This window comes from Phaeobacter sp. BS52 (assembly GCF_045040595.1).
Lineage (GTDB): Bacteria > Pseudomonadota > Alphaproteobacteria > Rhodobacterales > Rhodobacteraceae > Phaeobacter > Phaeobacter piscinae.
In genome coordinates, this window is record NZ_CP090662.1 from 2,712,942 (window position 1) to 2,737,500 (window position 24,559).

Annotated in this window: 20 protein-coding genes, 1 tRNA gene, 2 rRNA genes and 2 pseudogenes (1 of these 25 running past the window's edge); 7 read left to right on the forward strand and 18 right to left on the reverse strand. The window is 59.2% G+C overall.

Features of this window, described 5'->3' with window-relative positions; genetic code table 11:
* Positions 1-28: 28 nt before the first annotated feature.
* Complete coding sequence (locus tag L0Z65_RS13050; protein ID WP_405108256.1) at positions 29-1,486, forward strand: aldehyde dehydrogenase family protein; 1,458 nt, start codon at positions 29-31, stop codon at positions 1,484-1,486.
* Between the two features lie 126 nt (positions 1,487-1,612).
* On the opposite strand, the gene pncB is transcribed toward L0Z65_RS13050, so the two are convergent.
* From pncB to pncA, 4 genes are all read right to left on the reverse strand, one after another.
* A complete protein-coding gene (gene pncB, locus L0Z65_RS13055; RefSeq protein WP_405108259.1) occupies positions 1,613-2,902 on the reverse strand; it encodes a nicotinate phosphoribosyltransferase in 1,290 nt (429 codons plus the stop codon).
* A gap of 64 nt (positions 2,903-2,966) precedes the next feature.
* Positions 2,967-4,778 carry an ATP-binding protein gene (locus L0Z65_RS13060; protein WP_405108262.1) on the reverse strand — a complete coding sequence of 604 codons (1,812 nt, stop codon included), beginning with the start codon at positions 4,776-4,778 and terminating at the stop codon, positions 2,967-2,969.
* Positions 4,711-5,232 (reverse strand): hypothetical protein, encoded by a 522-nt coding sequence (locus tag L0Z65_RS13065; RefSeq protein WP_405108265.1) that lies wholly within the window; start codon positions 5,230-5,232, stop codon positions 4,711-4,713. Before L0Z65_RS13065 ends, L0Z65_RS13060 begins: the two co-directional genes overlap by 68 nt.
* A gap of 58 nt (positions 5,233-5,290) precedes the next feature.
* Positions 5,291-5,896, reverse strand: a complete 606-nt coding sequence (gene pncA, locus L0Z65_RS13070) for a bifunctional nicotinamidase/pyrazinamidase (RefSeq protein ID WP_102898286.1) — start codon at positions 5,894-5,896, stop codon at positions 5,291-5,293.
* Positions 5,897-6,017: 121 nt separating this feature from the next.
* Here pncA and L0Z65_RS13075 point away from each other — a divergent pair, with 121 nt between their 5' ends.
* From L0Z65_RS13075 to L0Z65_RS13085, 3 genes are all read left to right on the forward strand, one after another.
* Positions 6,018-6,932, forward strand: coding sequence for a rhodanese-related sulfurtransferase (locus L0Z65_RS13075; protein ID WP_405108268.1), 915 nt, complete (start codon positions 6,018-6,020; stop codon positions 6,930-6,932).
* Between the two features lie 310 nt (positions 6,933-7,242).
* Positions 7,243-7,467: a hypothetical protein gene (locus L0Z65_RS13080; protein WP_405108271.1), complete on the forward strand. Its 225-nt coding sequence runs from the start codon at positions 7,243-7,245 to the stop codon at positions 7,465-7,467.
* Between the two features lie 4 nt (positions 7,468-7,471).
* Entirely contained in the window at positions 7,472-8,461 is a 990-nt protein-coding gene (locus L0Z65_RS13085) for a Hint domain-containing protein (protein WP_405108274.1), read from the forward strand.
* 93 nt (positions 8,462-8,554) lie between these two features.
* Here L0Z65_RS13085 and hpaH read toward each other — a convergent pair whose 3' ends face one another.
* The 11 genes and pseudogenes from hpaH to L0Z65_RS13140 form a co-directional block, all read right to left on the reverse strand.
* Positions 8,555-9,355: a 2-oxo-hept-4-ene-1,7-dioate hydratase gene (hpaH, locus tag L0Z65_RS13090; protein ID WP_405108277.1), complete on the reverse strand. Its 801-nt coding sequence runs from the start codon at positions 9,353-9,355 to the stop codon at positions 8,555-8,557.
* Positions 9,352-10,206 (reverse strand): fumarylacetoacetate hydrolase family protein, encoded by an 855-nt coding sequence (locus L0Z65_RS13095; protein WP_405108280.1) that lies wholly within the window; start codon positions 10,204-10,206, stop codon positions 9,352-9,354. The genes hpaH and L0Z65_RS13095 overlap by 4 nt, the downstream gene beginning before the upstream one ends.
* Positions 10,203-11,186 carry a 3,4-dihydroxyphenylacetate 2,3-dioxygenase gene (gene hpaD, locus L0Z65_RS13100; RefSeq protein WP_405108283.1) on the reverse strand — a complete coding sequence of 328 codons (984 nt, stop codon included), beginning with the start codon at positions 11,184-11,186 and terminating at the stop codon, positions 10,203-10,205. Before hpaD ends, L0Z65_RS13095 begins: the two co-directional genes overlap by 4 nt.
* Positions 11,186-12,700 (reverse strand): annotated as a pseudogene (gene hpaE, locus L0Z65_RS13105) (5-carboxymethyl-2-hydroxymuconate semialdehyde dehydrogenase). Before hpaE ends, hpaD begins: the two are co-directional and overlap by 1 nt.
* Positions 12,697-13,086, reverse strand: a complete 390-nt coding sequence (locus tag L0Z65_RS13110; protein WP_405108286.1) for a 5-carboxymethyl-2-hydroxymuconate isomerase — start codon at positions 13,084-13,086, stop codon at positions 12,697-12,699. The pseudogene hpaE and the gene L0Z65_RS13110 overlap by 4 nt, the downstream one beginning before the upstream one ends.
* A gap of 61 nt (positions 13,087-13,147) precedes the next feature.
* Entirely contained in the window at positions 13,148-14,407 is a 1,260-nt protein-coding gene (locus tag L0Z65_RS13115; protein ID WP_405108289.1) for a Tm-1-like ATP-binding domain-containing protein, read from the reverse strand.
* 10 nt (positions 14,408-14,417) lie between these two features.
* Positions 14,418-15,902 (reverse strand): aldehyde dehydrogenase, encoded by a 1,485-nt coding sequence (locus L0Z65_RS13120; RefSeq protein ID WP_405108292.1) that lies wholly within the window; start codon positions 15,900-15,902, stop codon positions 14,418-14,420.
* Between the two features lie 5 nt (positions 15,903-15,907).
* Positions 15,908-17,425, reverse strand: a complete 1,518-nt coding sequence (locus L0Z65_RS13125; RefSeq protein ID WP_405108295.1) for a tripartite tricarboxylate transporter permease — start codon at positions 17,423-17,425, stop codon at positions 15,908-15,910.
* A gap of 12 nt (positions 17,426-17,437) precedes the next feature.
* Positions 17,438-17,761 carry a tripartite tricarboxylate transporter TctB family protein gene (locus L0Z65_RS13130; protein WP_405108298.1) on the reverse strand — a complete coding sequence of 108 codons (324 nt, stop codon included), beginning with the start codon at positions 17,759-17,761 and terminating at the stop codon, positions 17,438-17,440.
* Entirely contained in the window at positions 17,742-17,978 is a 237-nt protein-coding gene (locus L0Z65_RS13135; protein WP_405108301.1) for a hypothetical protein, read from the reverse strand. The genes L0Z65_RS13130 and L0Z65_RS13135 overlap by 20 nt, the downstream gene beginning before the upstream one ends.
* Positions 17,979-18,042: 64 nt before the next feature.
* Positions 18,043-18,988 (reverse strand): annotated as a pseudogene (locus tag L0Z65_RS13140) (tripartite tricarboxylate transporter substrate-binding protein).
* A gap of 104 nt (positions 18,989-19,092) precedes the next feature.
* On the opposite strand from L0Z65_RS13140, the gene L0Z65_RS13145 reads away from it, so the two are divergent.
* The 3 genes from L0Z65_RS13145 to L0Z65_RS13155 are packed head-to-tail and all read left to right on the forward strand — an operon-like array spanning position 19,093 to position 21,258.
* Positions 19,093-19,542: a helix-turn-helix domain-containing protein gene (locus L0Z65_RS13145; RefSeq protein WP_405108304.1), complete on the forward strand. Its 450-nt coding sequence runs from the start codon at positions 19,093-19,095 to the stop codon at positions 19,540-19,542.
* Positions 19,543-19,546: 4 nt separating this feature from the next.
* Positions 19,547-19,915: an IclR family transcriptional regulator C-terminal domain-containing protein gene (locus L0Z65_RS13150; protein ID WP_405108307.1), complete on the forward strand. Its 369-nt coding sequence runs from the start codon at positions 19,547-19,549 to the stop codon at positions 19,913-19,915.
* Positions 19,912-21,258, forward strand: coding sequence for an aminotransferase class III-fold pyridoxal phosphate-dependent enzyme (locus tag L0Z65_RS13155; protein WP_405108310.1), 1,347 nt, complete (start codon positions 19,912-19,914; stop codon positions 21,256-21,258). Before L0Z65_RS13150 ends, L0Z65_RS13155 begins: the two co-directional genes overlap by 4 nt.
* A gap of 107 nt (positions 21,259-21,365) precedes the next feature.
* Here the strand turns inward: L0Z65_RS13155 and L0Z65_RS13160 are convergent.
* From L0Z65_RS13160 to L0Z65_RS13170, 3 genes are all read right to left on the reverse strand, one after another.
* Positions 21,366-21,442 (reverse strand) — tRNA-Met (locus tag L0Z65_RS13160).
* Between the two features lie 146 nt (positions 21,443-21,588).
* Positions 21,589-21,703: ribosomal RNA gene (gene rrf, locus L0Z65_RS13165) — 5S ribosomal RNA — on the reverse strand.
* Positions 21,704-21,821: 118 nt separating this feature from the next.
* Positions 21,822-24,559, reverse strand: a 23S ribosomal RNA gene (locus L0Z65_RS13170) (it continues 89 nt past the right edge of the window).

Below are 24,559 nucleotides of genomic sequence, written 5' to 3' on the forward strand. Positions count from 1 at the left end.
TACAGTTTTTACATTGCAGGAGACCAGAATGACTGATGCAGCACCGCTTTGGTTTGATCCCGCACTCTGCCTGATTGGTGGCCGCTGGCAGGCGCCTGCCGGGGGCGACACCCTGCCGCTGACAAACCCGTCGGATGGCAGCCCCCTCTGCCAGATTGCGCGCGGTGATGCGCGCGACATTGATACGGCTGTTGCCGCAGCCCGCGTCGCCTTGGAGGGGGATTGGGGAGAGATGACCGCAACCGAACGGGGGCGGTTGCTGGCCCGAATGGGTGCGATGGTGCTGGACCGTGTCGAGACCCTCGCCCAACTGGAGGCGATGGACGTCGGCAAGCCGCTGACACAGGCGCGCGCCGATGCGGTGGCGCTGGCGCGGTATCTGGAATTCTACGGTGGCGCGGCGGACAAACTGCATGGCGAAACCATCCCCTATCAGTCCGGCTACACCGTCTACACCCTACGTGAACCGCATGGGGTGACGGGTCATATCGTGCCCTGGAACTATCCGATGCAGATCATTGGCCGCTCGGTCGGGGCGGCGCTGGCCATGGGGAATGCCTGCGTCCTGAAACCCGCTGAGGAAGCCTGCCTGACCGCACTCGCCTTTGCCCAGATCGCGGTGGAGGCCGGGTTGCCCGCGGGTGCGCTGAACGTGGTTCCGGGCATTGGTGCCGAGGCAGGCGCGGCGCTGGCGGGGCATCCGGGTGTTGATCATATTTCCTTCACCGGGTCGGTCAGAACCGGGGCGCTGGTGCAGCAGGCCGCAGGGGCCAATGTGGTGCCGGTCACATTGGAGCTGGGCGGGAAGTCCCCGCAGCTGGTGTTTGACGATGCCGATCTGGATGCTGCCCTGCCCTTCCTTGTGAATGCAGGGATTCAGAATGCCGGTCAGACCTGTTCTGCCGCCTCGCGCATTCTGGTGCAGCGCGGTGTTTATGATCAGCTGCGCGCCGCGATGGCCGAGGCCTATAGCCAGCTGACCGTCGGCCCGGCCCTGTCTGACCTGCGTCTGGGACCGCTGATTTCCACCCGCCAGAAAGAGATCGTTGAAGGCTATCTGGCCAAAGGTGCGGATCTGACCATTGCGGCCCAGGGCGTGCTGAGCGAGGAGGCCAGCGACAGCGGCGCCTATGTGTGCCCGACGCTGTTTGCCGATGTCGCGGCGGATCATCCGCTGGCGCAGGAGGAGATCTTTGGCCCGGTGCAGGTGCTGATCCCGTTTGAGGATGAGGCAGAGGCGGTCAGGATTGCCAACAGCACCGATTATGGTCTGGTTGCAGGCCTCTGGACCCGCGATGGTGCGCGGCAGATGCGGCTGGCCAAACGCCTGCGCGCGGGTCAGGTGTTCCTCAACAACTATGGTGCCGGGGGCGGGGTTGAGTTGCCTTTTGGCGGGGTTGGAAAGTCAGGCCACGGGCGCGAGAAGGGTTTCGAGGCGCTGTATGGGTTTTCGCAGCTGAAAACCGTCGCGGCGTATCACGGTTAGACTGACGACCAGCGTTTAGGTGATAGCATCTGCCCAATTGTTTCGCGTGCGAAACATTGGGGCAGATCTGTTGCCGCAACTTGTTGGGACCCTTGCCAGACCGGCCGCAAAATACGCGAAGTATTGCTAGACAATTACCGCCTGGCTGGTCTGTTCTCCGACGCCAAACACCCGTTTGTAGCGGTCGATTTCTGCTTGCGGCCCCATCGCCTTCTCCGGGTTGTCGGAGAGTTTCACGGTAGGGTTGCCATTGGCAGAGACCGCCTTGCACACCAGCGAGAAGGGGGCCAGCGCATCGTCCGGCACCAGCCCGCGGAAATCATTGGTGAGCAGCGTTCCCCAGCCAAAGGACACTTTGGTCCGGTCTGAGAATTGCGCGTGCAGTTCCTTGATCTTGGCCACATCCAGCCCGTCGGAGAAGATCACCCGTTTGTCCTGCGGTTCCTCGCCGCGGTCCTGCCACCAGCGAATGGCGGTTTCCGCGCCGCTGGCCGGATCGCCGCTGTCGATGCGGATGCCGGTCCACCCCGCCAACCAATCGGGCGCGCGATCCAGGAAGCCCCGGGTGCCGTAGGTGTCGGGCAGAATGATGCGCAGATTGCCTTCATGTTCATCATGCCAGTCGGACAGCACGTCATAGGGCGCCTGCGCAAGCGCCGCATCATCCTTTGCCAGTGCAGAATAGACCATGGGGAGTTCATGGGCGTTGGTGCCGATTGCCTCCACCTCGCGGCGCATCGCAATGAGGCAGTTGGAAGTGCCGGTGAATTTGTCGCCCAGCCCCTCCATCATGGCCTGCACGCACCAATCCTGCCAGAGAAACCCGTGCCGACGACGAGTGCCAAAATCGGCAATGCTGAGGCCATCAATCTCGCGCAGCTGTTCAATTTTTTCCCAGACGCGGGTCATGGCGCGGGCGTAGAGCACCTGCAGTTCGAACCGACCCATGCTGTTGATCACCGCGCGGCTGCGCAGTTCCATCAGCACCGAGAGCGCCGGAATTTCCCAGAGCATGACCTCGGGCCATTTGCCCTCAAACGTCAGCTCATATTGGTCGCCCTTGCGCTCCAGCTCATAGGGGGGCAGGCGCAGCCCCTCGAACCACTCCATGAAGTCGGGGCGGAACATCTGGCGTTTACCGTAAAAGGTGTTACCGCGCAGCCAGGTGCTTTCACCGCGTGACAGCGACAGGGATCGGATGTGGTCCAGCTGTTCGCGCAGCTCACCCTCGTCAATCAGATCCGCGAGCGGAATATGTTTGGAGCGGTTGATGAGCGAAAACCGTACATGGGTGTCGCGCCGATTGCGAAACACCGACTGGCACATCAGCAGTTTATAAAAATCCGTATCGATCAGGGATCGCACGATCGGATCGATCTTCCACTTGTGGTTATAGACGCGGGTTGCAATGTCCACAGGCGGCCTCATCCATCGTGTTTCAATGGTTGATAAAACAGCCCGCAGCCGGGAGCAAAGGAAATCAGACCGCGGCGCGGCGCCCCTGTGCCGGACAGTGTTTGCGCAGGACCGCAAGCAGATCATCGCGATTGATCGGTTTGCTGAGGAAATCGTCCATACCCGCCTTCAGACAGGCCTCGCGGTCGGAGTCAAAGGCGTTGGCGGTCAGCGCCGCAATCACCGGCTGACGAATGTCCATCTCGCGGATATTGCGGGTGGCATCCAGCCCGTTCATCACCGGCATCGACATGTCCATAAGGATGAAGTCGGGGTCAAAATCAGGCGTTTTCTCCATCGCCTCGGCCCCGTCGAAGGCAAATTCAAGCGTGACAGGTTCATCCTGCAGGTATTTCTCCACAAGGAGGCGGTTGATCCTGTTGTCCTCCGCCACAAGGATGCGCATCCCGTCTAGGGATCGCCCCGCCTGCTGGGCGCTGTCGGCAACCTCAACAAGGCCGGATCCGGTGGCAGGTTGCATCCGCATATGCACCGAAAAACAGGACCCTTTGCCCGGATCCGAGGTGACGTCAATCTCGCCGCCCATCGCCTCGCACAGCAGGCGCGAGATGGTGAGGCCAAGGCCGGTGCCGCCGAACCGCCGGGTGATCGCCGCATCCGCCTGAGAGAACCGTTCGAAGATCTGATCCTGCTTTGCCTTGGCAATGCCGATGCCGGTATCGGTCACGGAGAAGCGCAGGCGCAGCCGATCGCCAGCGCGGCTGGTGGCCACCGCGACCCGGACACCGCCGGATTCGGTGAATTTCACCGCATTGCCGACCAGGTTCAGCAACACCTGACGCAACCGCCGGTCATCGCCGTTGATCATCCGCGGCACATCCGGTGCAATATCCAGATCAAGGGTGATGCCCTTCTCCTGTGCCTGCGGTTCAAACAGCTGCAGGGTCTGCTGGAAACAGGCGGGCAGGTCAAAATCCACCTCGCTGAGGATCACCTCACCGGCGTCCATCTTCGACAGGTCAAGCACATCGTTGATCAGCGACAGCAGGGTGCGCGCCGAGCCGAGGATGGTGTCGGCATAGAGTTTCTGGTCCTCATCCAGCTGGGTGCGTTCCAGCATCTGCGCCATGCCGATGACCCCATTCATCGGGGTCCGGATTTCATGGGACATGGTGGCGAGGAATTCGGATTTCACCCGCGCGCCCTCCTCGGCGGCGATCCGGGCATCTTTCAGCTGCTGTTCATATTGTTTCGCGGCGGTGACATCACGCTCAACCGCGATGATGGTTTCCACCGTGCCATCGTCACGCAGCATCGGCACCTGATTGGTCTCCAGCCACAGAAGCTGGCCATCCTTGCGCCGGTTGCAGATCTCAAGCCGGAAGGGTTTGCCAGTGGCCCGCCCTTTCTCCAGCGCGCGGACCACGGCCATGTCGGTGTCATCCCCGTTGAGCAACGCGCCCGGCATCTTGCCGATCGCCTCATCGTAGCGATAGCCGGTGATCCGGGTAAATGCCTCATTCACCCAGCTGATGCGGCCCTCCTCATCCATGAGAAACACGCTGTCATTGGCGTTTTCCGCCACCAGGGCCAGCCGCTGGGATTGCAGCTGCTGAGCCTGCAGCTTGGCGTTGATCTGAGCGAGCTGTTTGTGTTGCAGCGCCATGGCCAGCGTGTTCTTGCGGCTGCGGTTGTAGCGACCGACGATAAAGCTGACGAAGAAGAAGACACTGAAATAGAGCACCCCCAGACCCGCGATCTGGAACAGGTGCACCTCCTCCATCCCGCCGCCGGTTTCGGCGTGGGATTCAAGCGCGATCATGGCCAGGGGTGTCAGACCGTAGATCGCCAGCCGCGTGATGCTCGGCAGACACATTATAGGGTAGGATCACCGTGGCGTTGATGGCCGCACCGACCAGAATACCCACCGTGAAAAGCGGCGTGGCATGGGCCTGATGCAGGTGATCCTCAGAATGCATGAAAATTGATGGGGACCAGGCCAGAAACGCCAACGACAGGGCCTGAATTGCGGCGGTGATCGTGCTGATCACCTGCACATGCCGAAAGCGCGCATCCTCCCCTATGGGCGTGGCCCGGGATAGGTACAGAGTGTCCAGCATGTCCCCCAGAAAGGCGACGAGAAAGACCAGCAGACCAACCAATGGAAAGGTCAGCAGCCCGATCAGCGCCGACAGCCCCGCCATTGTCATCTGGCGATAGATAAAATAATGGCGCCGCCCATCCGCATACCGGTTGAGCAGCCCACGCTGGCTGTATCGCCTATTGTAGGTTTCTAATGGCCCGTTTTTGAGCGCATCGGCCTGCGACATCTGCTTGCTAGGTCCCTGATGACGACGAGTCTCTTATTATCGTCAATTCGTTAACAACTTACCCAAGGGCACCGCGCAGCTGCACGCCAGCTGCCTGCATCTTCGCGATGGCCGCCGCCAGCGACCCCTCCAGATCAATCGCCCGGCAGGCCGTCAGATCAACCCTCACATCATATCCCAGCCGGGCGGCATCCAGCGCCGAGAAAGCAACGCAGAAATCCGTCGCCAGCCCAACCAGCGTCAGGTCCGAAATCCCCCGCGCCTGCAGATAGCCGTGCAAGCCGGTTGCCGTGCTCTGGTCATTTTCAAAGAACGCCGAGTAACTGTCGATCTCACGCCGGTAGCCTTTGCGCAGGATAAGATCGCCGCGCAGGTCCAGATCCGGATGAAACTGGGCGCCTGCACTGTCGATCACACAGTGATCCGGCCACAGAACCTGCGGGCCATAGGGCATCTCGATCATATCATAAGCGGCGGCATCGCGATGCTGCGAGGCAAAGGAGCTGTGGTCGCCGGGATGCCAATCCTGGGTCATCAGAACCGCATCATACTGCGCCATCATCGCATTGATCGGGGCCACGACCTGATCCCCCTCCGGCACCGCCAACGCGCCGCCCGGGCAAAAGTCCATCTGCACATCAATAACGATCAAGGCTTTGGTCATAGGGATCTCCGCAACTTTGGTAACAGGGGTACGCGTCGCACACCCACCCGTCAACAAAGCTGCGCCAATGTCGCGGCCCGTGACCTTGCAGCGGCTTGTCTGCTTGGTGTAAAGCGGCGCCATGTATACGATTGCTGCGCTCTATCACTTCACCCGTTTCGACGACCCTGCCGCCATCAAACCGGCGCTGCTGACGCTTTGTGATGCGCAGCAGGTCAAAGGCTCTCTGCTGCTGGCGCAGGAGGGGATCAATGGCACCATCGCCGGTCCGCGGGCCGGGATTGATGCGGTGCTGGCGCATATCAGGGCGCTGCCGGGATGCAGCGATCTGGACTGGAAAGAAGCCAGCAGCGATAAGCCGCCCTTTGGCAAGATGAAGGTGCGGCTGAAAAAAGAGATCGTGACCATGGGCCAGCCGGACATTGATCCGCGCGCCCGCGTCGGCAACTATGTGGAGCCGGAAGACTGGAATGATCTGATCCGCTCCGACGATGTGGTGGTGATCGACACCCGCAATGACTACGAGGTTGCCATCGGCACCTTTGAGGGCGCCATCGATCCGAAGACCGAGAGTTTTCGCGAGTTCCCCGCCTGGTGGGAAGAGAACAAGGACCGGTTTCACAACAAACGCGTGGCGATGTTCTGCACCGGCGGCATCCGCTGTGAGAAATCCACCAACTTCCTTATTGGGCAGGGTGTTGAGGACGTCTATCACCTGAAAGGTGGCATCCTGCGCTACCTTGAGGAAATGCCGAAAGAGGACAGCAGCTGGAATGGCGAATGTTTCGTCTTTGACAGCCGGGTGTCTGTTGGCCACGGATTGCAGGAAGGCCCGCATGAGCTGTGCAACGGCTGCCGCCGTCCCATTCTGCCTGAGGATAAGGCCAACCCCGCCTTTGAACAGGGCGTATCCTGCCATCTCTGCATCGATGAAACCTCAGAGGCGGACAAGGCCCGGTTCCGTGAACGCCAGAAACAGATGAAACTGGCGCGGCAGCGTGGCGAGGATCATCTGGGCCATCTGCCGCTGCGCTGATCCTGACACAAGGCGCAGCCCCTGGGTTTGTGTCTGCGCAATATGGACGCCCTGCACCAGACCAGGGTTTAACCGACCGGCGCGCAAACGACCGGCACGCAACGGACCGGGGTGCAACAATCCCGCGCGGAGCCGTATGCCCCCATTGTCGCCATGAAGAACCCCGGTTAAATTCCGCTAGGTCAGCTGCCATCCGAGCGACAGCCGGTACCCGGATGGCGGTGCAAATGGATAATATGTTTGGAGAAACGGCACACTGCCCTAAAGTGGTAGAAAGTCCTGCCTGAAGAGTGAGCCGAGGTTTATGGCGATGAGCAAGAACGCAGCATTTTGCGCCGCACTGAAATCCAGCAACGGGGTTGCGGTTGATCCGGCGGAACGTCAGCCGGTTGAGGCTGACCTGGGAGCTGATGCAATCCAGTATAAATTGACCCCAGCCGGTCTGCGCCAGCTGTTCCAATCGCTGTCGGAGCAACCGCCGTCAGATCAGTCTCTGTCGGGCGGTAACCCCGCCGATACCGGATCGCGAGGGTAGCGCGATGCCACAGTATACAGTCACAGCCTTCAGGTGGAGCGGGACCGGCTATAACGCCCAGTACAACACCTCCTACACCGCCACTTTGGACGATGACGACGCGGCCTATCAGGGAACTGGCGACGGCAATGAAAGCATCAGCATCAACGGCGGTGCCTTCAACGGGTCTACGGGGACGCCTTATGCGATCAATGTCTCCTTCACCGACACCGGCGGCACCGGACATGTCGAGACCTTCTATTTCTTCAACACCGGTGGCAGTTGGTATTTCGTGCCCGGGCCGAATTCTGAATTTACTGTCGGCGCGACGCTGGGCAGCTATCAGAACCATACCTCGGGCTGGAATTATACCGACATCACCTGTTTTGCGCGCGGCACGCTGATCGAAACGGATCGTGGCCAAATCGCGGTTGAGGCCCTTGTAGCCAGCGATCGGGTTCGGGTCGCAGACGGCAGCTATCGCCCCTTGCGCATGGTGATGAGCCGCAAGCTCTCCGCCGCTGACGTGGCAGACAACCCCAAGCTGAGGCCGGTCAGAATCACCGCGGGTGCCCTGGGTCATGGGCTGCCGGAGCGCGATCTTCGGGTGTCACGACAGCATCGGATGCTGGTGTCGTCGAAAATCTCGGAGCGGATGTTTGTAGCCCCCGAGGTGCTGGTGGCTGCGGTGCGCCTGACGGAGCTTCCCGGTATTTTTGTTGAGCCGAACGACGAGGCGGTCGAGTATTTCCACCTGCTGTGCGATCAGCACGAGGTGATTTTCGCCGAAGGCGCCCCGACCGAAAGTCTGTTCACCGGCGCCGAGGCGCTGAAGGCGCTGCCCCCGGAGGCCTACGCGGAAATCACCCTGCTGTTTCCCGAGCTGCTTGCCCCTCAGGCCGCAGCCCGCTCAGCCTGCCCGATCCCCAGCGGCAGACAGCAACGCCAGCTGGTGGCGCGCCATCTGAAGAACAACAAACCCGTCCTTGGGGGCGTTCCAACAGAGGCGCCGTGACCTGCGCCCGGCCGACCATTGCAGACTAGGGGCTCCTCGGCAAAATTGGACTGAGACAGCAGAGCGCGGACCGCCTTCGGCCCTCAGATATTATTATGCAAAACCGATCTCTACTGAGCCGAAGGGGCCGAAATCCGCAGCGATCTCTGTGCCAGACGGACATTCGACAGGGCGGATAAAGCTGCCCGACAGGACGATCTGACCCGGCTCAATGCGTTGACCATATTGCGCCATGCGGCGGGCCAGCCAGACCACGCTTTCGACCGGATCGTTGAGAACACCCGCCCCGAGGCCGGTTTCCTCAACCTGTCCATTCCGGCTGGTGATCGCCCCGACCCAACGCAAGTCAAAGGCATCAACCCCGTGGCGCTGAGCACCCAGCACAACACCCGCGTTGGCGGCGTTGTCGCTAATGGTGTCAAAGACATTCCGGCTTTGGCCGGTGGCATGGTCCTGGCGCGCGATGCGGGTGTCGAGAATTTCGAGGGCGGGCGCCACATAATCGGTGGCGGTCAGAACGTCGGTGCGCGTGACACTGCTGCCGCCAATCGCGGTTTTCATGACAAAGGCGATTTCCGCTTCGATCCGCGGCTGGATAAAACGGCCCTTGGGGATACGCCCACCATCGGCAAACAGCATATCATCAAAGAGGATACCGCTGTCTGGAATGTCGATATTCAGGGCATATTGCATCGCCTTCGACGTGAGCCCGATTTTCCACCCGATGACCCGGCGGCCCCGGGCCAGCTTGGCCTGATGGATCGCTGTCTGGATCGCATAGGCATCGTCCATGCCCATCTCCGGGTGCCGCAGGCTGAGCAATCCGATCTGCTGGCCGGTCTTCTCCGCCTGCAATAAATCCGCAGCGGCCTGCGCGTGGTCCTGCGGTGTCATGGCTGTTCGTCCTCAATCGTGTTCCTGAGAGTACCGATCCCTGTCACCTCGACCTCAACCACATCGCCGGGCTTCAGGTACTGAGGCGGATCAAGCCGCGCACCGGACCCGGTCGGCGTGCCGGTCACGATGACATCGCCCGGCTCCAGCGTCATAAAGGTGGAGATATATTCGATCTCCCGCCGGATCGGGTGCATCATGCGCGACAGGACATCGTCCTGTCGGATATCCCCGTTCACACGCGTAATGATCCGTGCGGTGTCCAACTGCGCAGGATCATTGAAAGGCACAAGCCAGGGGCCGATGGCACCGGAGTTATCCCAGTTCTTGCCCTGGGTGACGTTGAATTTTGCGTGCCGCACCCAATCGCGGATGGTGCCCTCGTTACAGATGGTCAACGCCGCAATATGGTCATAGGCGTCGTCCTGCGCGATGCGCCGCCCTCCTTTGCCAATAACGATGGCAACCTCGCCTTCGTAATCGAGCATATGGCTTTCTGGCGGGCGAATAAGAGGGCGGTTGTGACCGGTGAAACCGCTGGCAAAGCGGGGGAACAGCGACATGTATTTCGGCTGCGCGCTGCCGTCTTTGTATTCGGCGTTGCGGTCAGGGAAATTCACCCCGACACAGAGAATACGGCGCGCATTGGGCAGCACCATTTCAAAGCGAACGTCCCTATGGGTAACAGGTTGGTCCGTCGCTGCGACGGCAAGTTGATCAAGACCGCCCTCCCGGATCACATCCAGCAGCGTTGGCCACGCCGGAAAACGGGGGCTGAGCGCGATCATCCCGTGATCGGTTGCGGCCCCGTAATATACCTGCCCGTTGGCGCTGTAGGTTGCAAACTTCATGGTGCGATGATCGGGCTGGCTTGCAATTCCGGCTCCCTTGGCGTGACGCCAACAAAACGGCTGCCATGTTTGAACCAGCTTTCCGGGGCCGACGCCCCCCAGAGCGTCTGGCGCTGCGGATCCTTCAGATCCCATTTGATCGGCTCAAGGTCGGGATCGACGGTTTGATAATCGGAACAGTAGATTTCGATCCGGTGGCCATCGGGATCGAGGATATAGAGGAAGAAGGCGTTGGAAATCCCGTGCCGCCCCGGGCCTCGTTCAATATTATCGACATAGCCGGTGGTCGCCATCAGATCGAGCAGATCAATGATATTGAGTGGGTTTGGCACCCAGAAGGCAACGTGATGCATGCGCGGACCGGTACCGTTGGTAAAGGCCATGTCATGCACGCCACCTTTGCGATGCAGCCAGGCCGCCCAGAGTTTCTTGCTCTCCTCATCTTCGGTGTATTCCGTCACACGGAAGCCAAAGTCACTGTAGAAGCCGACCGAGGCATCTACGTCCTGGCTGAAGCAGTTGAAATGGTCGATCCGCAGCGGCTTCACCCCGCGATAGAGCTGGTACTGCTGGTGGATCGGTGCCAGCCGGTCCATTTTGTGATAGAATTCCAGCGGGATACCCATGTTATCCGAGGTCAGCAGTGTGCGCCCCTGATACGGGCGTTGCACCCATTCGGTTGGCCGTCCCTTCTTGCGGAAATAGGCATCGGCGCGATCCAGATCTTCCTCATCAAAGGTCTTGAACCCCATCACCTCAACCGTGCCCGGCTGGTCCGATTGTTGCAGGATCACGCAATGGTGGCCGCGTTCCTCCATCGCGCGCAGATAGATACGGTTTTCATCCGCATCGCTGACCTGCAGGCCAAGGATTTCGGTATAGAATTTTTGAGACGCGGCCAGATCCTTGACGTTCAGGCAAACATGGCTGAGCCGGATGGTGTTGAAGTCGGGATAGAGATTTGGGGCTGGGACTGGCATCAGAGCGCTCCTAACTTCGTTATCTTGTGGGAGCCGGTGGCGAAACCGATGTGCTTTTGCTCCATGTAGAATTCAAACGACCAATCGCCGCCGTCGCGACCAATACCGGACGCCTTAACGCCGCCAAACGGGGTCGGCAGGTGGCGCACATTTTCAGAGTTTACCCAGATCATGCCCGCGTCCAGCCTGTCGGTGAACCGTAAGGCCCGGGTCAGGTCATTGGTCCAGAGATAACCGGTCAGCCCGTAAGCCGTGTCATTGGCCAGTGCCAGCGCTTCCTCTTCGGTGGTAAACGGGATGGATGTCAGCACCGGGCCGAAGATCTCCTCCTGGGCGATGCGCATGTCATTGCGCGCATCCGTGAATAGCGTCGGTCTTATGAAATACCCTGCTTCGCCAACGGTTTCACCGCTGTAGCCGCAATTGTTGCGCCCTCTTGCGCCGCGATGTCAAAATAACTGGTGACCTTGTTGAAATGCTCTTCGCTGACAAGCGGGCCGATTTCTGTCGCGGGGTCCAGCGGGTGGCCAACCTTGATGTTGTTGACGCGCGCGATCAGCCGGGCCTCAAAATCGTCCCTGATGCTGTCCTGTATCAGCAACCGCGACGACGAAGTGCAGCGTTCCCCGTTGATCGAGTAGATCATGAAAATCACCGCATCCAGCGCGCGCTCAAGATCTGCATCCTCAAAAACGATGACAGGGTTTTTGCCGCCCAGTTCGAGGTGGTTGCGTTTCAATGTGTCGGCGCCCTGTTTGGTAATCAGACTGCCGGTGCGCGACTCACCTACAAAGGCGATGGCCCTGATGGCCGGATGTTCACAAAGCGCCTTGCCTGCCTCATCGCCAAACCCGTTGACTGTGTTCAGCACGCCGGGGGGCAGGCCGGCCTCCTCAGCGATTTCGACAAGCAGGCGGGCCGTCAGAGGCGAGGCTTCGGCGGGTTTGTGAACAACTGTGCAGCCTGCGGCCAACGCCGAGCGCAATCTTCCACGTAGAAAGCATAAATGGTGTGTTCCAGGGGGTGATCACCCCAACCGGGCCGATGGGGACACGGGTGGTCACATTCATCAGCGTCGGGGATTGCAGGTGTTGGCCGTCCCGGGCCTGCACCACCTGATCGGCAAAATAGCGAAAATTCTCGGCACCGCGCAAAGCGGCCTTGGACATGAATTTATAGGCTTGCCCGGTGTCCCAGCACTCGCAGAGTGCAATTTCCTCCGCACGCGCCTCAATGCCCTCTGCAATGCGGATCAGAATTTTCTTGCGCCGGACCGCAGGCAAATCCCGCCATTCCGCGAAGGCCTGCTGCGCCGCCTGAGCGGCCGCGTCGATGTCAGCCGCCGTTCCATGCGCCACATCACAGATCACACTTTTGTCGACCGGGGATATGGTCTGAAACACGCCTGCCCCTCCGGCCACATCCGCACCCGCGATCCGGTTCCGGATCCCCGTGTCGCGGAACCGCGCAAGATAACCGTCCAATTTGCCGATATTGCTGTCGAGCTGGCTCATGCCTTGTCCTCCAGATGGTCGCGGATGTTTCCGAATTTGGGTGAAAGCTCCGCGTCGATGTCGCGCATCTCCGCGGAGAGGGCGATGGGGCAGCTCTCCATCGCGCTGCGGGCAAAATCGCAGAGCACCGCAAATATGCGCGCGGTGGCGTCTTTCTTGACCGCAAGGCTGCGCCCTGCGCGCAGACGGATGGACAGGTCAATGAACCCGTTTGCGGGGTTGCCATCCGCCATCGCCACATGGTCCACCCTAACGGCGCGAACGCGGATCCCGGCGGTGGGAAAGGTGTCAATCTGCGCCGCTTCGGCACGGAGCGCCTCGCAGAGTGCCGTCATGTCCAGCGCCTCTTCAAGGTTGGCAGAATATTCGATCTGGAAATGCGGCATCACGGATCCTGCGGTTATTGGTGATATATTACTTATCAAGTTAAGTAAAAAATTGCCTGTGTCAATGTGGTGATCCACCAATTCGCCGTTCCGGCGAAATGATGCCTTCGGCGCACCAGCTGTCGAAAATGTCCAACACCTTGTCAGCGAAGGCGGCATCGTTGATGTGGCTGTCGATGCGATGTGCGGCGACTTGGGCGGGCAATCTTGCCTCAAGCTCCGCCAGGAAGCGCGCCAGCCCGGCGCTGTCATGGAGATCCGCGCCGTCCCGATCCCATTCGCCCAGCCCGCGTTCAGGTAGTATCACTGCGACGGGACCGGTGGCTGTCGCCAGCTGCGTCGCGTGGGCCTGCGCGACCTGCCGCCGCTCTTCGGTGTTGAGCACAACCGAGGTCAGCAGGCGATTATGCGCATGGGTCGGATGGTCTGCCCATTTCTCCGCAACCGGTTGCCAGCCGACCACATCCACGAGATCGTAACAGCCAGGCGCTACGACCTGCGGGATCCCTGCGAGACCCGCATTGGTCAGCCGGTCCGCCCCGGCGGAGATAGCTGATCCGTGGATCTGATTCCCAAGTTCCTGCGTGCAAAAATCAAAAACACAGGCAAAGGCGCGCTGTTTTGCGAGGCTTTCAAACGCCCGCCCCCCCATGCCTGTGGCGTGAAATACAGCGACCTCAAAACCGCGCGACTCCAGCGCCGGTTTCAGCGGGATGACATATTTCAGCGCAGAGGTGCCGAGGGACATGATCCCGATCAGCGGTTTATCCGGGTCCGGCATCTGCACTGCCCGTGCCGCGCCGAGAACCGCCCCAGCGGCCTGGCTAAGCGAGGCCCTGCACACCGAGTTAAGACCATATAGCCCTCCTGCCCATAAGATCATCTGGGTGTCAGGGGCCAATCGCTCGGCTGGGATCAGCGGCGAGAAAGCAACCGTTGAGACGATGTACTTCGGCACGCCAAGCGGCAATGCGGAACAGACATCAAGTGCCAGATCGGTGCCCATTGTCCCACCCAGAACAATCACGCCATCAAAGGCAGCGGCGCTGTACAGCCGTGCCGCAAGCACGCTCGCTCCGCGCGCCATGATCTGCATCGCGGTGTTTTCGTCACCACTGTCGATAGCGGTCTGGATAGAACTGTCACCAGCCGTTGCCACATCATGTTTTGAATAGTCGGTCGGGGTCGCAGGATCGCCCAGCACCGAGACATCCATGGTCAGCACCTGGCCGCCCTGGTTACGGATAACCCCCGCAAGGAAGCTCAACTCATCATCTTTGGTATCATAGGTGCCGATCACCAGAATGGTTTTATTGGTCATGACCCCCCCTCTATAGCTTCATCCATGCGGTTTTCAGATTGATGTATTTGTCGATGGCATGGAGCGATTTATCTGCGCCATTTCCGGATTGCCCGACCCCACCCAGAGGCACCGTGCCGTCGGCACCGCCATAGGTGTTGACGTGCATAACGCCCGTTCTCACGCCCCGCACCATGCGATGGGCCCGGCTCAGCCCGGAGGTCCAGACCGCGCCCGCGAGGCCGTAGACCGTGGCATTGGCAATCCGTAGGGCTTCGGCGTCAGTCTCAAATGGCGTGACGGCAAGCACCGGGCCGAAGACCTCCTCCTGCGCCAGTGTTGCATCAGGCGTCACGCCGGTGATAATTGTAGGCGCCATGTAAGAGCCACCGGTTTCCGACAGCAAACGCTGCCCCCCGGTGACGATCTGTCCTCCCTCCGCTTTTGCTTTGGCGACACATTGCAGGTTTCTGGCCAGCTGTGCTTCGGAATTGATCGCGCCGATCTGCGTGTCGAGCCGGAGCGGGTCGCCGACCCGCATCGCCTGTGCTGCCTTCACCACCTCTTCAACAAAGTCGTCATGAATCGAGGCCTCCACCAGGAGTCGCGATCCCGCCACGCAGACCTGACCGGCGTTGCGGAAAATACCCGCAGCGGTGACCTTCGCCGCCTCTGTCAGATCTGGCGCGTCGGCAAAAACGATATTGGGGGATTTACCGCCCAGCTCCAGATACACACGTTTCAGATTGGAGCGCGCGGCATATTCCATCAGACGGCGCCCGGTTTGCCCGGATCCGGTGAAGACCAAAACGTCAACATCAATGGAGAGCCCAAGCGCCTCCCCCACCACTGCGCCTTCCCCGGTGACCGCGTTCAGAACACCCGGCGGCAGCCCGGCCTCCAATGCCAGTTCCGCCATACGCATCAGCGAGAGTGACGCCATCTCAGACGGCTTCAGAACCACAGAGTTCCCCATTGCCAGCGCTGGCGCCAGCTTCCATGCGCCGATCATCATCGGGAAATTCCAGGGAATGATCGCGCCGACAACGCCGACCGGTTCCTTGTGGATCATCCCAAGGATGTCCCCGGCGGTTGGAGCGATTTCGCCATAGATCTTGTCCAGCGCTTCGGCATAGTAGCGAATGGTCGCGGCGGCGGATCCCGGTTCGGCCTTCAGCGCCATGCTGATCTCGGTGCCATTATCCCGCACACCCAGAACCGCAAGGTTCAGCGCGTCGGCCTCAATCAGGTCCGCCCATTTCATCAGCACCTTCTTGCGCGCAGCCGGGGGTTGGCTAGCCCAGCGGCGGTCCTCAAAGGCGGCGCGGGCGGAGGTGATGGCACGTTCCATATCCGTTGCTGTTCCCCGCGCAATCCGGGTCAACACCTGCCCGTCGATGGGCGAAAGCACCTCCATCGTCGCACCATCGGAGGCGGCAACCTGCTGCCCGTCAATCAGATGTGAAAAACACGGCACAGGCTGCGCACGCAGGGTATCAATTTTGGTTTGGTCCATTGGGGTTACCTTGTCTGGCTGTCGTGCAAATCATGGTCTTCATCCGGTTGATGCAGCTGCCATTCCCGCATCAATGCGCGGATATGCAGCGCCAGAACCAAAACGATCAGCGCGAAAAGAATGAAGGAAATCGGCCGGTCAATCATATCAAGCGGTGTTTTGAGTCTGGGCAGGGCAGAACGCAGTTTGACCTCCATGATGCCGCCCAGAACCATGCCCAGAATGATCGGCACAATCGGCAGGTTCAGGCGTTTGAGGATCAGGCCGAACACGCCAAACCCCGCAGCAATCATACAGTCCGTGAGGGAGTTCCGCAGCGAGTAGACCCCGACAAAGGACAACAACAGGATCAGCACCCCCAGAAACCGGGTCGGGATCCGGATGATCCGGGTCAGCAGGTTGGTGGACACCATCAGAAAGGCCATCACGATCACATTCAGCAGGATCAGCGCCAGATAGAGACCATAGACCAGATCAATATTGTTCTGAAACAATTGGGGGCCTGGAATGACATTGTGAACATAGAAAACCGACAGCATCATGGCCGTCAGAGCCTCCCCCGGAATGCCAAGCGCCAGCAGCGGGATCATGGCCGCCGCCGGGACGGCGTTGTTTGCAGCTTCTGAGGCGATCAGCCCTTCGGGAGAGCCTTTGCCAAAGAGATCCGGCGTCTTGGAGGTTTTCTGAGCATAGGTGTAGCTCATGAACTGGGCCGTGAACTCACCGGTGCCGGGGATCATGCCCAGGATCACACCGCAGCCGGAGGCCACCGTGGCAACCCGCTTGTGGCGCATCAACTCACGCAGGCTGGCGCTCATGCGGCCGGTCACTGGTTTGGCGTCCGGACTGTTGTCCGGGGTGGTCAGCAGAAAAAATGCCTGACTGAGCGCAAAGAGGCCGAGCACGACAACAATCAGATTCACGCCCGAGCTAAGAAAGGTCAGACCAAAGGTGTAGCGCTGGGTATAGGTCACCGCATCCAGGCCGATGGTTTGCAGAAAGATACCAAACATGGCCAAAACACCGGCTGCGAATATCTGACCGCGGTGGGCGAGGATCACCAGAATAACCCCAAGAAGTGCCGCCAGAAATATCTCTCTGGACCCAAACATCGGAGCCACCAGCGCCAAAACCGGCGACAACAGGATCAGGCAACCAATGCCAAATATCCCGCCCCAGAAAGACGCGCTATAGGCCAGCGAAAGCGCACGGTGGGCGTCGCCTTTCTGTGTCATCGGGTGGCCATCGTAGGAGGTGAGCGCATTGACCGCTGTGCCCGGTGTATTGATCAGGACAGCCGGAATGGCACCGCCATACATCGAGGAGCCGTAAATCCCCAGCAGCATCGTCAACCCCACGATCGGGTCGAAAGCAAAGGTCGCGGGCAGGAGGATTGCGATGGCGACCGCCGGTCCAACACCTGGGATCGCGCCGATCACGACGCCGCCGATCGACCCGACCAACAGCGCAACAACCACGTCCCAGCGTGCAAGCATCTCGGCTCCGGCGAGGAGGTTTTCCATCGAGTGTTCCGTTCAGAAATAGGTCAGCATGATCTGGCGCAACCCGTCCGGCAGCACCTCATAAACACGGCCAGCGGGCAGGTTCACCTTCAGCAAGGTTTTGAACAGCAGCACGATCACCCCTGCCGAGGCTGCCGCACTGGCAAGCGCGGCTGGTCGCCGGTATCCGGCACGCAGGGTCAAGGCGACTGCGAATAGGACCGTGGCCGGAAGGTAGCCCGCATAAGGCACGGCGGCCGCATAGGCGATAAACCAACCGGCATATTCCAGTGAGGACAGCCAGAGCCAGACCTCCTGCCAGCGGCCTTGGATACGCTCAGATAGGGCCGAACCCAACAGATGCAATGCCGCAAACCCTGCCATGCCTGTTAGGGAAACCGCTTAGCCAGAATCGGGGCTGAGCAAACAGCGGCCCACCCTTGCGCCACGCGGTCTGTTCGTAAAGCTGCGCCAGCAGCAGCAGCGCCACAATGAGGATAATCCAGGCAAACACGATATCGCCCGGTCGGCGATAGCGTTTGAATAAGGCTTGTAGCGTATTGACCCGCGACATCTGTCCCCTCGCTCGTGAATGGCCGTGACCGGGCGGCCGCACCGCCCGGCGTCCCCAGTCGTGCTTATTCGGAGAGCATTTTTACAATCCGGGCCATGGTCTCAGTGTCGGTCTGGATCTGCGTGACGACGTCTGCCGCGGGCTGCCAGTAAACCGCCGCGCCTGTTTCTGCAGCAAGCGCCTGAGCCCGATCGGACATCACGGTTTTCTGGGCGACAGCAATAATCTTGTCGCGCACGTCCTGCGGCGTTTCCTTGTGAACAAACAGCCCATTCCAGAGCGACACGTTCAGATCCGGCGCCAGCTCTGCGACGGTTGGCGCCTCGGCCGTCAATGGGATCCGTTCCGAACCGATGGAGGCGAGAACCTTCACATCATCGAGGCACGGCAGGATCAATTGCAGCGTGGTGTTGATCACATCCACATCGCCTGAGGCCAATGTGTTGCAATCCAGCGCGTCAAACGCCGCATCCGAGGCGTAAGAAAAGCCCATCTCCTTGGCCAAACCCAATGTTACCTGAGTTGGGACCAAGGGCGCGCCGAAATGCCCCAGCACCACATCGTTTTCCGCCGCATGAGCCGCCAGTCCGGCGATATCATCATAAGGCGCATCAGCGCTTAGCGGCGATCACAAACGGATAGGTCAGAAAATTGCCCAATGGGACAAATGGATCCGGGCTCAGCTGCGGAATACCGATCTGCGGACCAACCACCGGGATCGCGATAATAAAGGAGCCGATGGTGTAGCCATCTGCAGGCGCCTCTGCCACCGCAACCGCGCCAGGAAATGGCCCACCGCCACCGCCGGGTTTGTTCACTACAGCAGTTGGCACATCATACGCCGCCGAGAAATCCTCAGCAATCATGCGGGTTAGAACGTCCTCCAGATCGCCGGGCGGCCATGGCACCACAAATTCTACGGGTTTTTCCGGGTATTCGGCATGAACCGCACCGGCAGCAGCAGCGGCGGCCAAAGCAAGCGCGGCAACAGATTTTTTGAATTTCGACATGTTTCCCCTCCCGTTGACTGGTTCATATATCAAACCAGTATTTCGCAAAAAAGGTTGCCTTGCTATCTATCATGTGTCAAATTTTTTCTGACTCCACAGGAACGGTGACCGACGACATGTCCTCTGCAACCAAAACGCTGGCACTACTGTCGCACTTCTCGGCCGACCGCCCGGAAATCGGCCTGTCGCAGCTGTGCAGGATTGCCGGGCGCGACAAGGCAACCACATATCGCCATCTCCAAGCCCTTGAGACAGCTGGATTTGTCGAGCAGAATCCAACAACAAAACACTATCGGCTGGGGCCTGCTGTCCTACAGTTGGCGCAGGTGCGGGAGGCCACTGTCCCGCGCAAGCTTGGGGCGCAATTGCCATTGTCGCAGCTCGCCGACGTGACTGGCGAGACGGCGCATGTCTCGGTGGTGTCGGGCAGCACACTCTACGCGCTTGCGTCGTGCAGAATCGCCTCGTCACGGCACACGGGCGATCATCGACATCACAACATTTCCACTCCATGCGACGGCATCAGGCCTTTGCGCGCTGGCTTTTGGCCCTGACGCGATGCTGGAAGCCGCACTCTCCCAGATGGACAGGTTCACCCCGCATACCGCCACCACAGCGGAGGCGTTGAGCGATCTGATCACCGACGCGCGCGCAACCGGCTTCGGCTGTTCGGACCGCAGCTTTGAGGCGGAAATCCACAGCCTCTCTGCGCCGCTCTACGATCAGACCGGCCTGTTTGCGGGCGCCGTTTCGGTGGCCAGCGTCGCCACACGTATGTCCCCCGAGCAAGAGCGGTTGATCAAAACAGAACTGATCAAAGCGAGCCGCGACATCACCCGAAACTGGGGGGGGCAGCTCCCCTCAAATGTGACATCCGCCTGGGCCAGTGAGTTCAGTCGGCACTATGAAACGGATTCCACATCATGACAGAGTCAAACTTCCTCAAGGAACACAACGGCCGCCTGATGTGGCATCCGATGACCTCACCGCAGGACAGTGTCGCGCAGCCGCCCAAGATCATCACCAGTGCCGAGGGCGTGTCCATCACGGACATTGACGGCCATCGGGTCATCGACGGGGTTGGCGGCCTCTGGAATGTGAACCTCGGCTATTCCTGCCAGCCGGTTAAGGACGCGATGGCTGCACAGCTGGAGAAGCTGCCGTATTACTCTACCTTCCGCGGAACATCGAATGATGCGGCGATTGAGCTGTCCTATGAACTCAGCCGGTTCTTCGCTCCAGATGGCCTGAGCCGAGCCTTCTTCACCTCTGGCGGCTCGGATTCCGTGGAGACCGCGCTGCGGCTGGCGCGGCAATATCACAAACTGCGTGGCGACGGAGGCCGAACCAAGTTCCTCAGCCTCAAGAAAGGCTATCATGGCACCCATATCGGCGGCGCCTCGGTAAACGGAAACGCCAACTTCCGGAATGCTTACGAACCGCTGCTTCCAGGCTGTTTTCATATCCCGGCCCCCTATACCTATCGCAACCCCTTCAACGAAAGCGACCCGGAGCGTCTGGCCCAGCTTTGCGCCGCCGCTTTGGAGGATGAGATCGCCTTCCAGGGCGCCAATACGATTGCCGCGATGATCATGGAGCCGATCCTCGGGGCAGGCGGTGTGATCCCGCCCCATCCGTCATTTGCCCCCATGGTCCAGGAAATCTGCAATCGCAACGGCATCCTGCTGATCACCGACGAGGTGATCACGGCTTATGGACGCACAGGGGCCTGGTCGGGGGCCCGGCTCTGGGGCATCCAGCCAGATATGATGTGTACCGCAAAAGCGATCACAAACGGCTATTTCCCATTTGGCGCGGTCATGATGGGTGATCGGATGATTGAGGTCTTTGAGGAAAACCCCGACGCCAAGATTGGCCATGGCTATACCTATTCCGGCCATCCCGTCGGTGCGGCGGCCGCGCTCGCCTGTCTGGCAGAGATGCAGCGTCTGAATGTGACCGCAACAGCAGCGGCACGCGGCACCCAGCTGTACGAGGGGTGTCTGGCCCTGAAGGACCGTTTTGATGTCATCGGCGATGTTCGGGGCGGCTATGGGCTGATGACAGCCCTCGAACTGGTGAGTGATCGCCAGACACGGGCGCCGCTTGACGGGCGCCGGGCTCTGGCCGTTCAGGAGGCCTGCTATGAAGCCGGTGCATTGATCCGGGTTTCGGGTGCAAACGTGATTCTGTCCCCGCCGCTCGTCATGAGTGAAGCAGATGCAGGCGGTTTGCTGGACGCGCTGCGGGTTGGATTTGGTGCAGCATAGGGCCTCTCTTGGCTCTGTTTACATCCGTAGTGCTTTCAGCGGGCTTGTCCCAAACGCAGGAAGCCGCCCGGAGGCGGCTGTAAGTATGTGTTATGTTTTGGTAATATTGGTTGCGGGAGTAGGATTTGAACCTACGACCTTCAGGTTATGAGCCTGACGAGCTACCGGGCTGCTCCATCCCGCGACAGTATAGTTTTTCCTCATTGCGTTTTGTTGCCTGAGGCTGCCGCTGCTTGATCACGCGTGTTGTGACTGAGCGTCTGTGTCTTCAGATGTTTGTGTCTGAAGGTATATTTTATTGGTATCGTTTGTGTTTATGGATTTTTCTAGGTTTGGCGGTGACCTACTCTCCCACGCCTTAAGACGCAGTACCATCGGCGCAACAGTGCTTAACTTCCGGGTTCGGGATGGGACCGGGTGTTTCACTTGCGCTATGACCACCAAACCGAGGAAAATCCATATTCGCGACGTTTGGGTTTTGAGACGTCGCGGAGATACAATCGACATGAAGTCCAAGTTTTGTGTTTTGCTTTTGGTTCTTGTGTCACTGACTGTTACTGGAACAGATCAAGCCTATCGGGCGATTAGTACCGGTCAACTGAATGCATTGCTGCACTTACATCTCCGGCCTATTGACGAGGTGGTCTACCTCGGCCCTCAGGGATACCTTGTTTTGAGGGGGGCTTCCCGCTTAGATGCCTTCAGCGGTTATCCTGTCCGATCATAGCTACCCTGCACTGCTGCTGGCGCAACAACAGGTCCACCAGTGGATCGTTCACCCCGGTCCTCTCGTACTAGGGGCAACTCCTCTCAAGTATCCTACACCCACGGCAGATAGGGACCGAACTGTCTCACGACGTTCTAAACCCAGCTCACGTACCTCTTTAAACGGCGAACAGCCGTACCCTTGGGACCTGCTCCAGCCCCAGGATGAGATGAGCCGACATCGAGGTGCCAAACACTGCCGTCGATATGGACTCTTGGGCAGTATCAGCCTGTTATCCCCGGCGTACCTTTTATCCGTTGAGCGATGGCCCTCCCACTTGGGACCACCGGATCACTATGGCCGACTTTCGTCTCTGCTCGACTTGTCAGTCTCGCAGTCAGGCTGGCTTCTGCCATTGCACTCAACGAGCGATTTCCGACCGCTCTGAGCCAACCTTCGCGCGCCTCCGTTACGCTTTAGGAGGCGACCGCCCCAGTCAAACTACCCGCCACGCAGGTCCCGGATCCGGATAACGGACCGCGGTTAGACATCAAGAGTGCGAAGGGTGGTATCTCAAGGGAGGCTCCACCGGAACTAGCGTTCCGGTTTCGATGCCTACCACCTATCCTGCACATCACAATCCTGATGCCAGTGCGAAGCTGTAGTAAAGGTGCACGGGGTCTTTCCGTCTAACCGCGGGAAGCCTGCATCTTGACAGGCAATTCAATTTCGCTGAGTCGATGTTGGAGACAGCGGGGAAGTCGTTACGCCATTCGTGCAGGTCGGAACTTACCCGACAAGGAATTTCGCTACCTTAGGACCGTTATAGTTACGGCCGCCGTTTACCTGGGCTTCAATTCGGAGCTCTCACCCCTCCTTTTAACCTTCAGGCACCGGGCAGGCGTCAGACCCTATACGTCGTCTTGCGACTTCGCAGAGCCCTGTGTTTTTAATAAACAGTCGCCACCCCCTGGTTTGTGCCCCCAGCTCCAAGTTGCCTTGGAACCGGGCCTCCTTCTCGCGAACTTACGGAGGTATTTTGCCGAGTTCCTTCAACATCGTTCTCTCAAGCGCCTTGGTATTCTCTACCAGTCCACCTGTGTCGGTTTAGGGTACGGTCTCATGGAGGGCTATTTCCAGGGACTGATCAGCAGCCCATTCAATCCGATAAGGATGAACTACCTTCACAATCCGTCACATCCTCCTGGCCTAGGAATATTAACCTAGTTCCCATCGGCTACGCCTTTCGGCCTCGCCTTAGGGGCTAGCTTACCCTGCTCAGATTAGCTTTAAGCAGGAACCCTTGGACTTTCGGCGAGAGTGTCTCTCACACTCTTTGTCGCTACTCATGTCATCATTCTCGCTAGTGATCTCTCCACGGGATCGCTCACGCGCCCGCTTCATCGAAAGCTTCGTGTCTCCGATGTGTCCGAGGACACTAAGGAGACATGAAGCTATGTCACACTACGCTCTGCTACCATGCACTATGTGCATCCTAAGCTTCGGCTCATGGCTTGAGCCCCGTTACATCTTCGCCGCAGGACGTCTTAATTAGACCAGTGAGCTGTTACGCTATCTTTAAAGGATGGCTGCTTCTAAGCCAACCTCCTGGTTGTTTTGGACATCCCACCTGCTTTCCCACTTAGCCATGAATTAGGGGCCTTAGCTGTAGGTCAGGGTTGTTTCCCTCTCCACTACGGACGTTAGCATCCGCAGTGTGTCTGCCATCTAGTACTCCCGGGTATTCGGAGTTTGGTTAGGATCAGTAAGCCTGTGGGGCCCCATTACCCATCCAGTGCTCTACCCCCCGGGGTATTCGGATGACGCTCTACCTAAATAGATTTCGCAGAGAACCAGCTATCTCCGAGTTTGATTGGCCTTTCACCCCTAGGCACAGCTCATCCCGATCTTTTTCAACAGATGTGGGTTCGGTCCTCCAGTGCATGTTACTGCACCTTCAACCTGGCCATGCCTAGATCACTCGGTTTCGGGTCTGATCCCACGAACTCATGCGCCCTATTAAGACTCGCTTTCGCTGCGCCTACACCTAACGGCTTAAGCTTGCTCGTGAGACCAAGTCGATGACCCATTATACAAAAGGTACGCTGTCAGCCCTCAAGGGGCCTCCAACTGATTGTAGGCGTTCGGTTTCAGGTACTGTTTCACTCCCCTCGTCGGGGTGCTTTTCACCTTTCCCTCACGGTACTGGTTCGCTATCGGTCAGTAAGGAGTACTTAGCCTTCGAAGGTGGTCCTCCGATCTTCAGACAGGATTTCACGTGTCCCGCCCTACTTAATACGTCCTATCATGCTTCATATACGGGGCTATCACCCACTCTGGCTGTGCTTCCCAACACATTCTATTCACACTCAAGGCTCGGCTGGTCCCCGTTCGCTCGCCGCTACTAGGGGAGTATCATATTGATGTCCTTTCCTCCGGGTACTTAGATGTTTCAGTTCCCCGGGTTTGCTCTTAAAACCCTATGTATTCAGGTCTTAAGTACCTGATTAAGCTCATTATTGATAGCAAAGCTAACAATAACAAACTGTCAGGTGGGTTCCCCCATTCGGAAATTCATGGATCAAAGCCTATTCT

Excerpts from the sequence above, each read along its gene's own strand:
- L0Z65_RS13050 (WP_405108256.1), top strand. The coding sequence starts at position 29 with ATGACTGATGCAGCACCGCTTTGGTTTGATCCCGCACTCTGCCTGATT.
- L0Z65_RS13060 (WP_405108262.1), bottom strand. The coding sequence starts at position 4,778 with ATGTGTCTGCCGAGCATCACGCGGCTGGCGATCTACGGTCTGACACCC.
- L0Z65_RS13065 (WP_405108265.1), bottom strand. The coding sequence starts at position 5,232 with ATGTCGCAGGCCGATGCGCTCAAAAACGGGCCATTAGAAACCTACAAT.
- pncA (WP_102898286.1), bottom strand. The coding sequence starts at position 5,896 with ATGACCAAAGCCTTGATCGTTATTGATGTGCAGATGGACTTTTGCCCG.
- L0Z65_RS13075 (WP_405108268.1), top strand. The coding sequence starts at position 6,018 with ATGTATACGATTGCTGCGCTCTATCACTTCACCCGTTTCGACGACCCT.
- L0Z65_RS13080 (WP_405108271.1), top strand. The coding sequence starts at position 7,243 with ATGAGCAAGAACGCAGCATTTTGCGCCGCACTGAAATCCAGCAACGGG.
- L0Z65_RS13085 (WP_405108274.1), top strand. The coding sequence starts at position 7,472 with ATGCCACAGTATACAGTCACAGCCTTCAGGTGGAGCGGGACCGGCTAT.
- hpaH (WP_405108277.1), bottom strand. The coding sequence starts at position 9,355 with ATGACACCGCAGGACCACGCGCAGGCCGCTGCGGATTTATTGCAGGCG.
- L0Z65_RS13095 (WP_405108280.1), bottom strand. The coding sequence starts at position 10,206 with ATGAAGTTTGCAACCTACAGCGCCAACGGGCAGGTATATTACGGGGCC.
- hpaD (WP_405108283.1), bottom strand. The coding sequence starts at position 11,186 with ATGCCAGTCCCAGCCCCAAATCTCTATCCCGACTTCAACACCATCCGG.
- L0Z65_RS13110 (WP_405108286.1), bottom strand. The coding sequence starts at position 13,086 with ATGCCGCATTTCCAGATCGAATATTCTGCCAACCTTGAAGAGGCGCTG.
- L0Z65_RS13115 (WP_405108289.1), bottom strand. The coding sequence starts at position 14,407 with ATGACCAATAAAACCATTCTGGTGATCGGCACCTATGATACCAAAGAT.
- L0Z65_RS13120 (WP_405108292.1), bottom strand. The coding sequence starts at position 15,902 with ATGGACCAAACCAAAATTGATACCCTGCGTGCGCAGCCTGTGCCGTGT.
- L0Z65_RS13125 (WP_405108295.1), bottom strand. The coding sequence starts at position 17,425 with ATGGAAAACCTCCTCGCCGGAGCCGAGATGCTTGCACGCTGGGACGTG.
- L0Z65_RS13135 (WP_405108301.1), bottom strand. The coding sequence starts at position 17,978 with ATGTCGCGGGTCAATACGCTACAAGCCTTATTCAAACGCTATCGCCGA.
- L0Z65_RS13150 (WP_405108307.1), top strand. The coding sequence starts at position 19,547 with ATGCTGGAAGCCGCACTCTCCCAGATGGACAGGTTCACCCCGCATACC.
- L0Z65_RS13155 (WP_405108310.1), top strand. The coding sequence starts at position 19,912 with ATGACAGAGTCAAACTTCCTCAAGGAACACAACGGCCGCCTGATGTGG.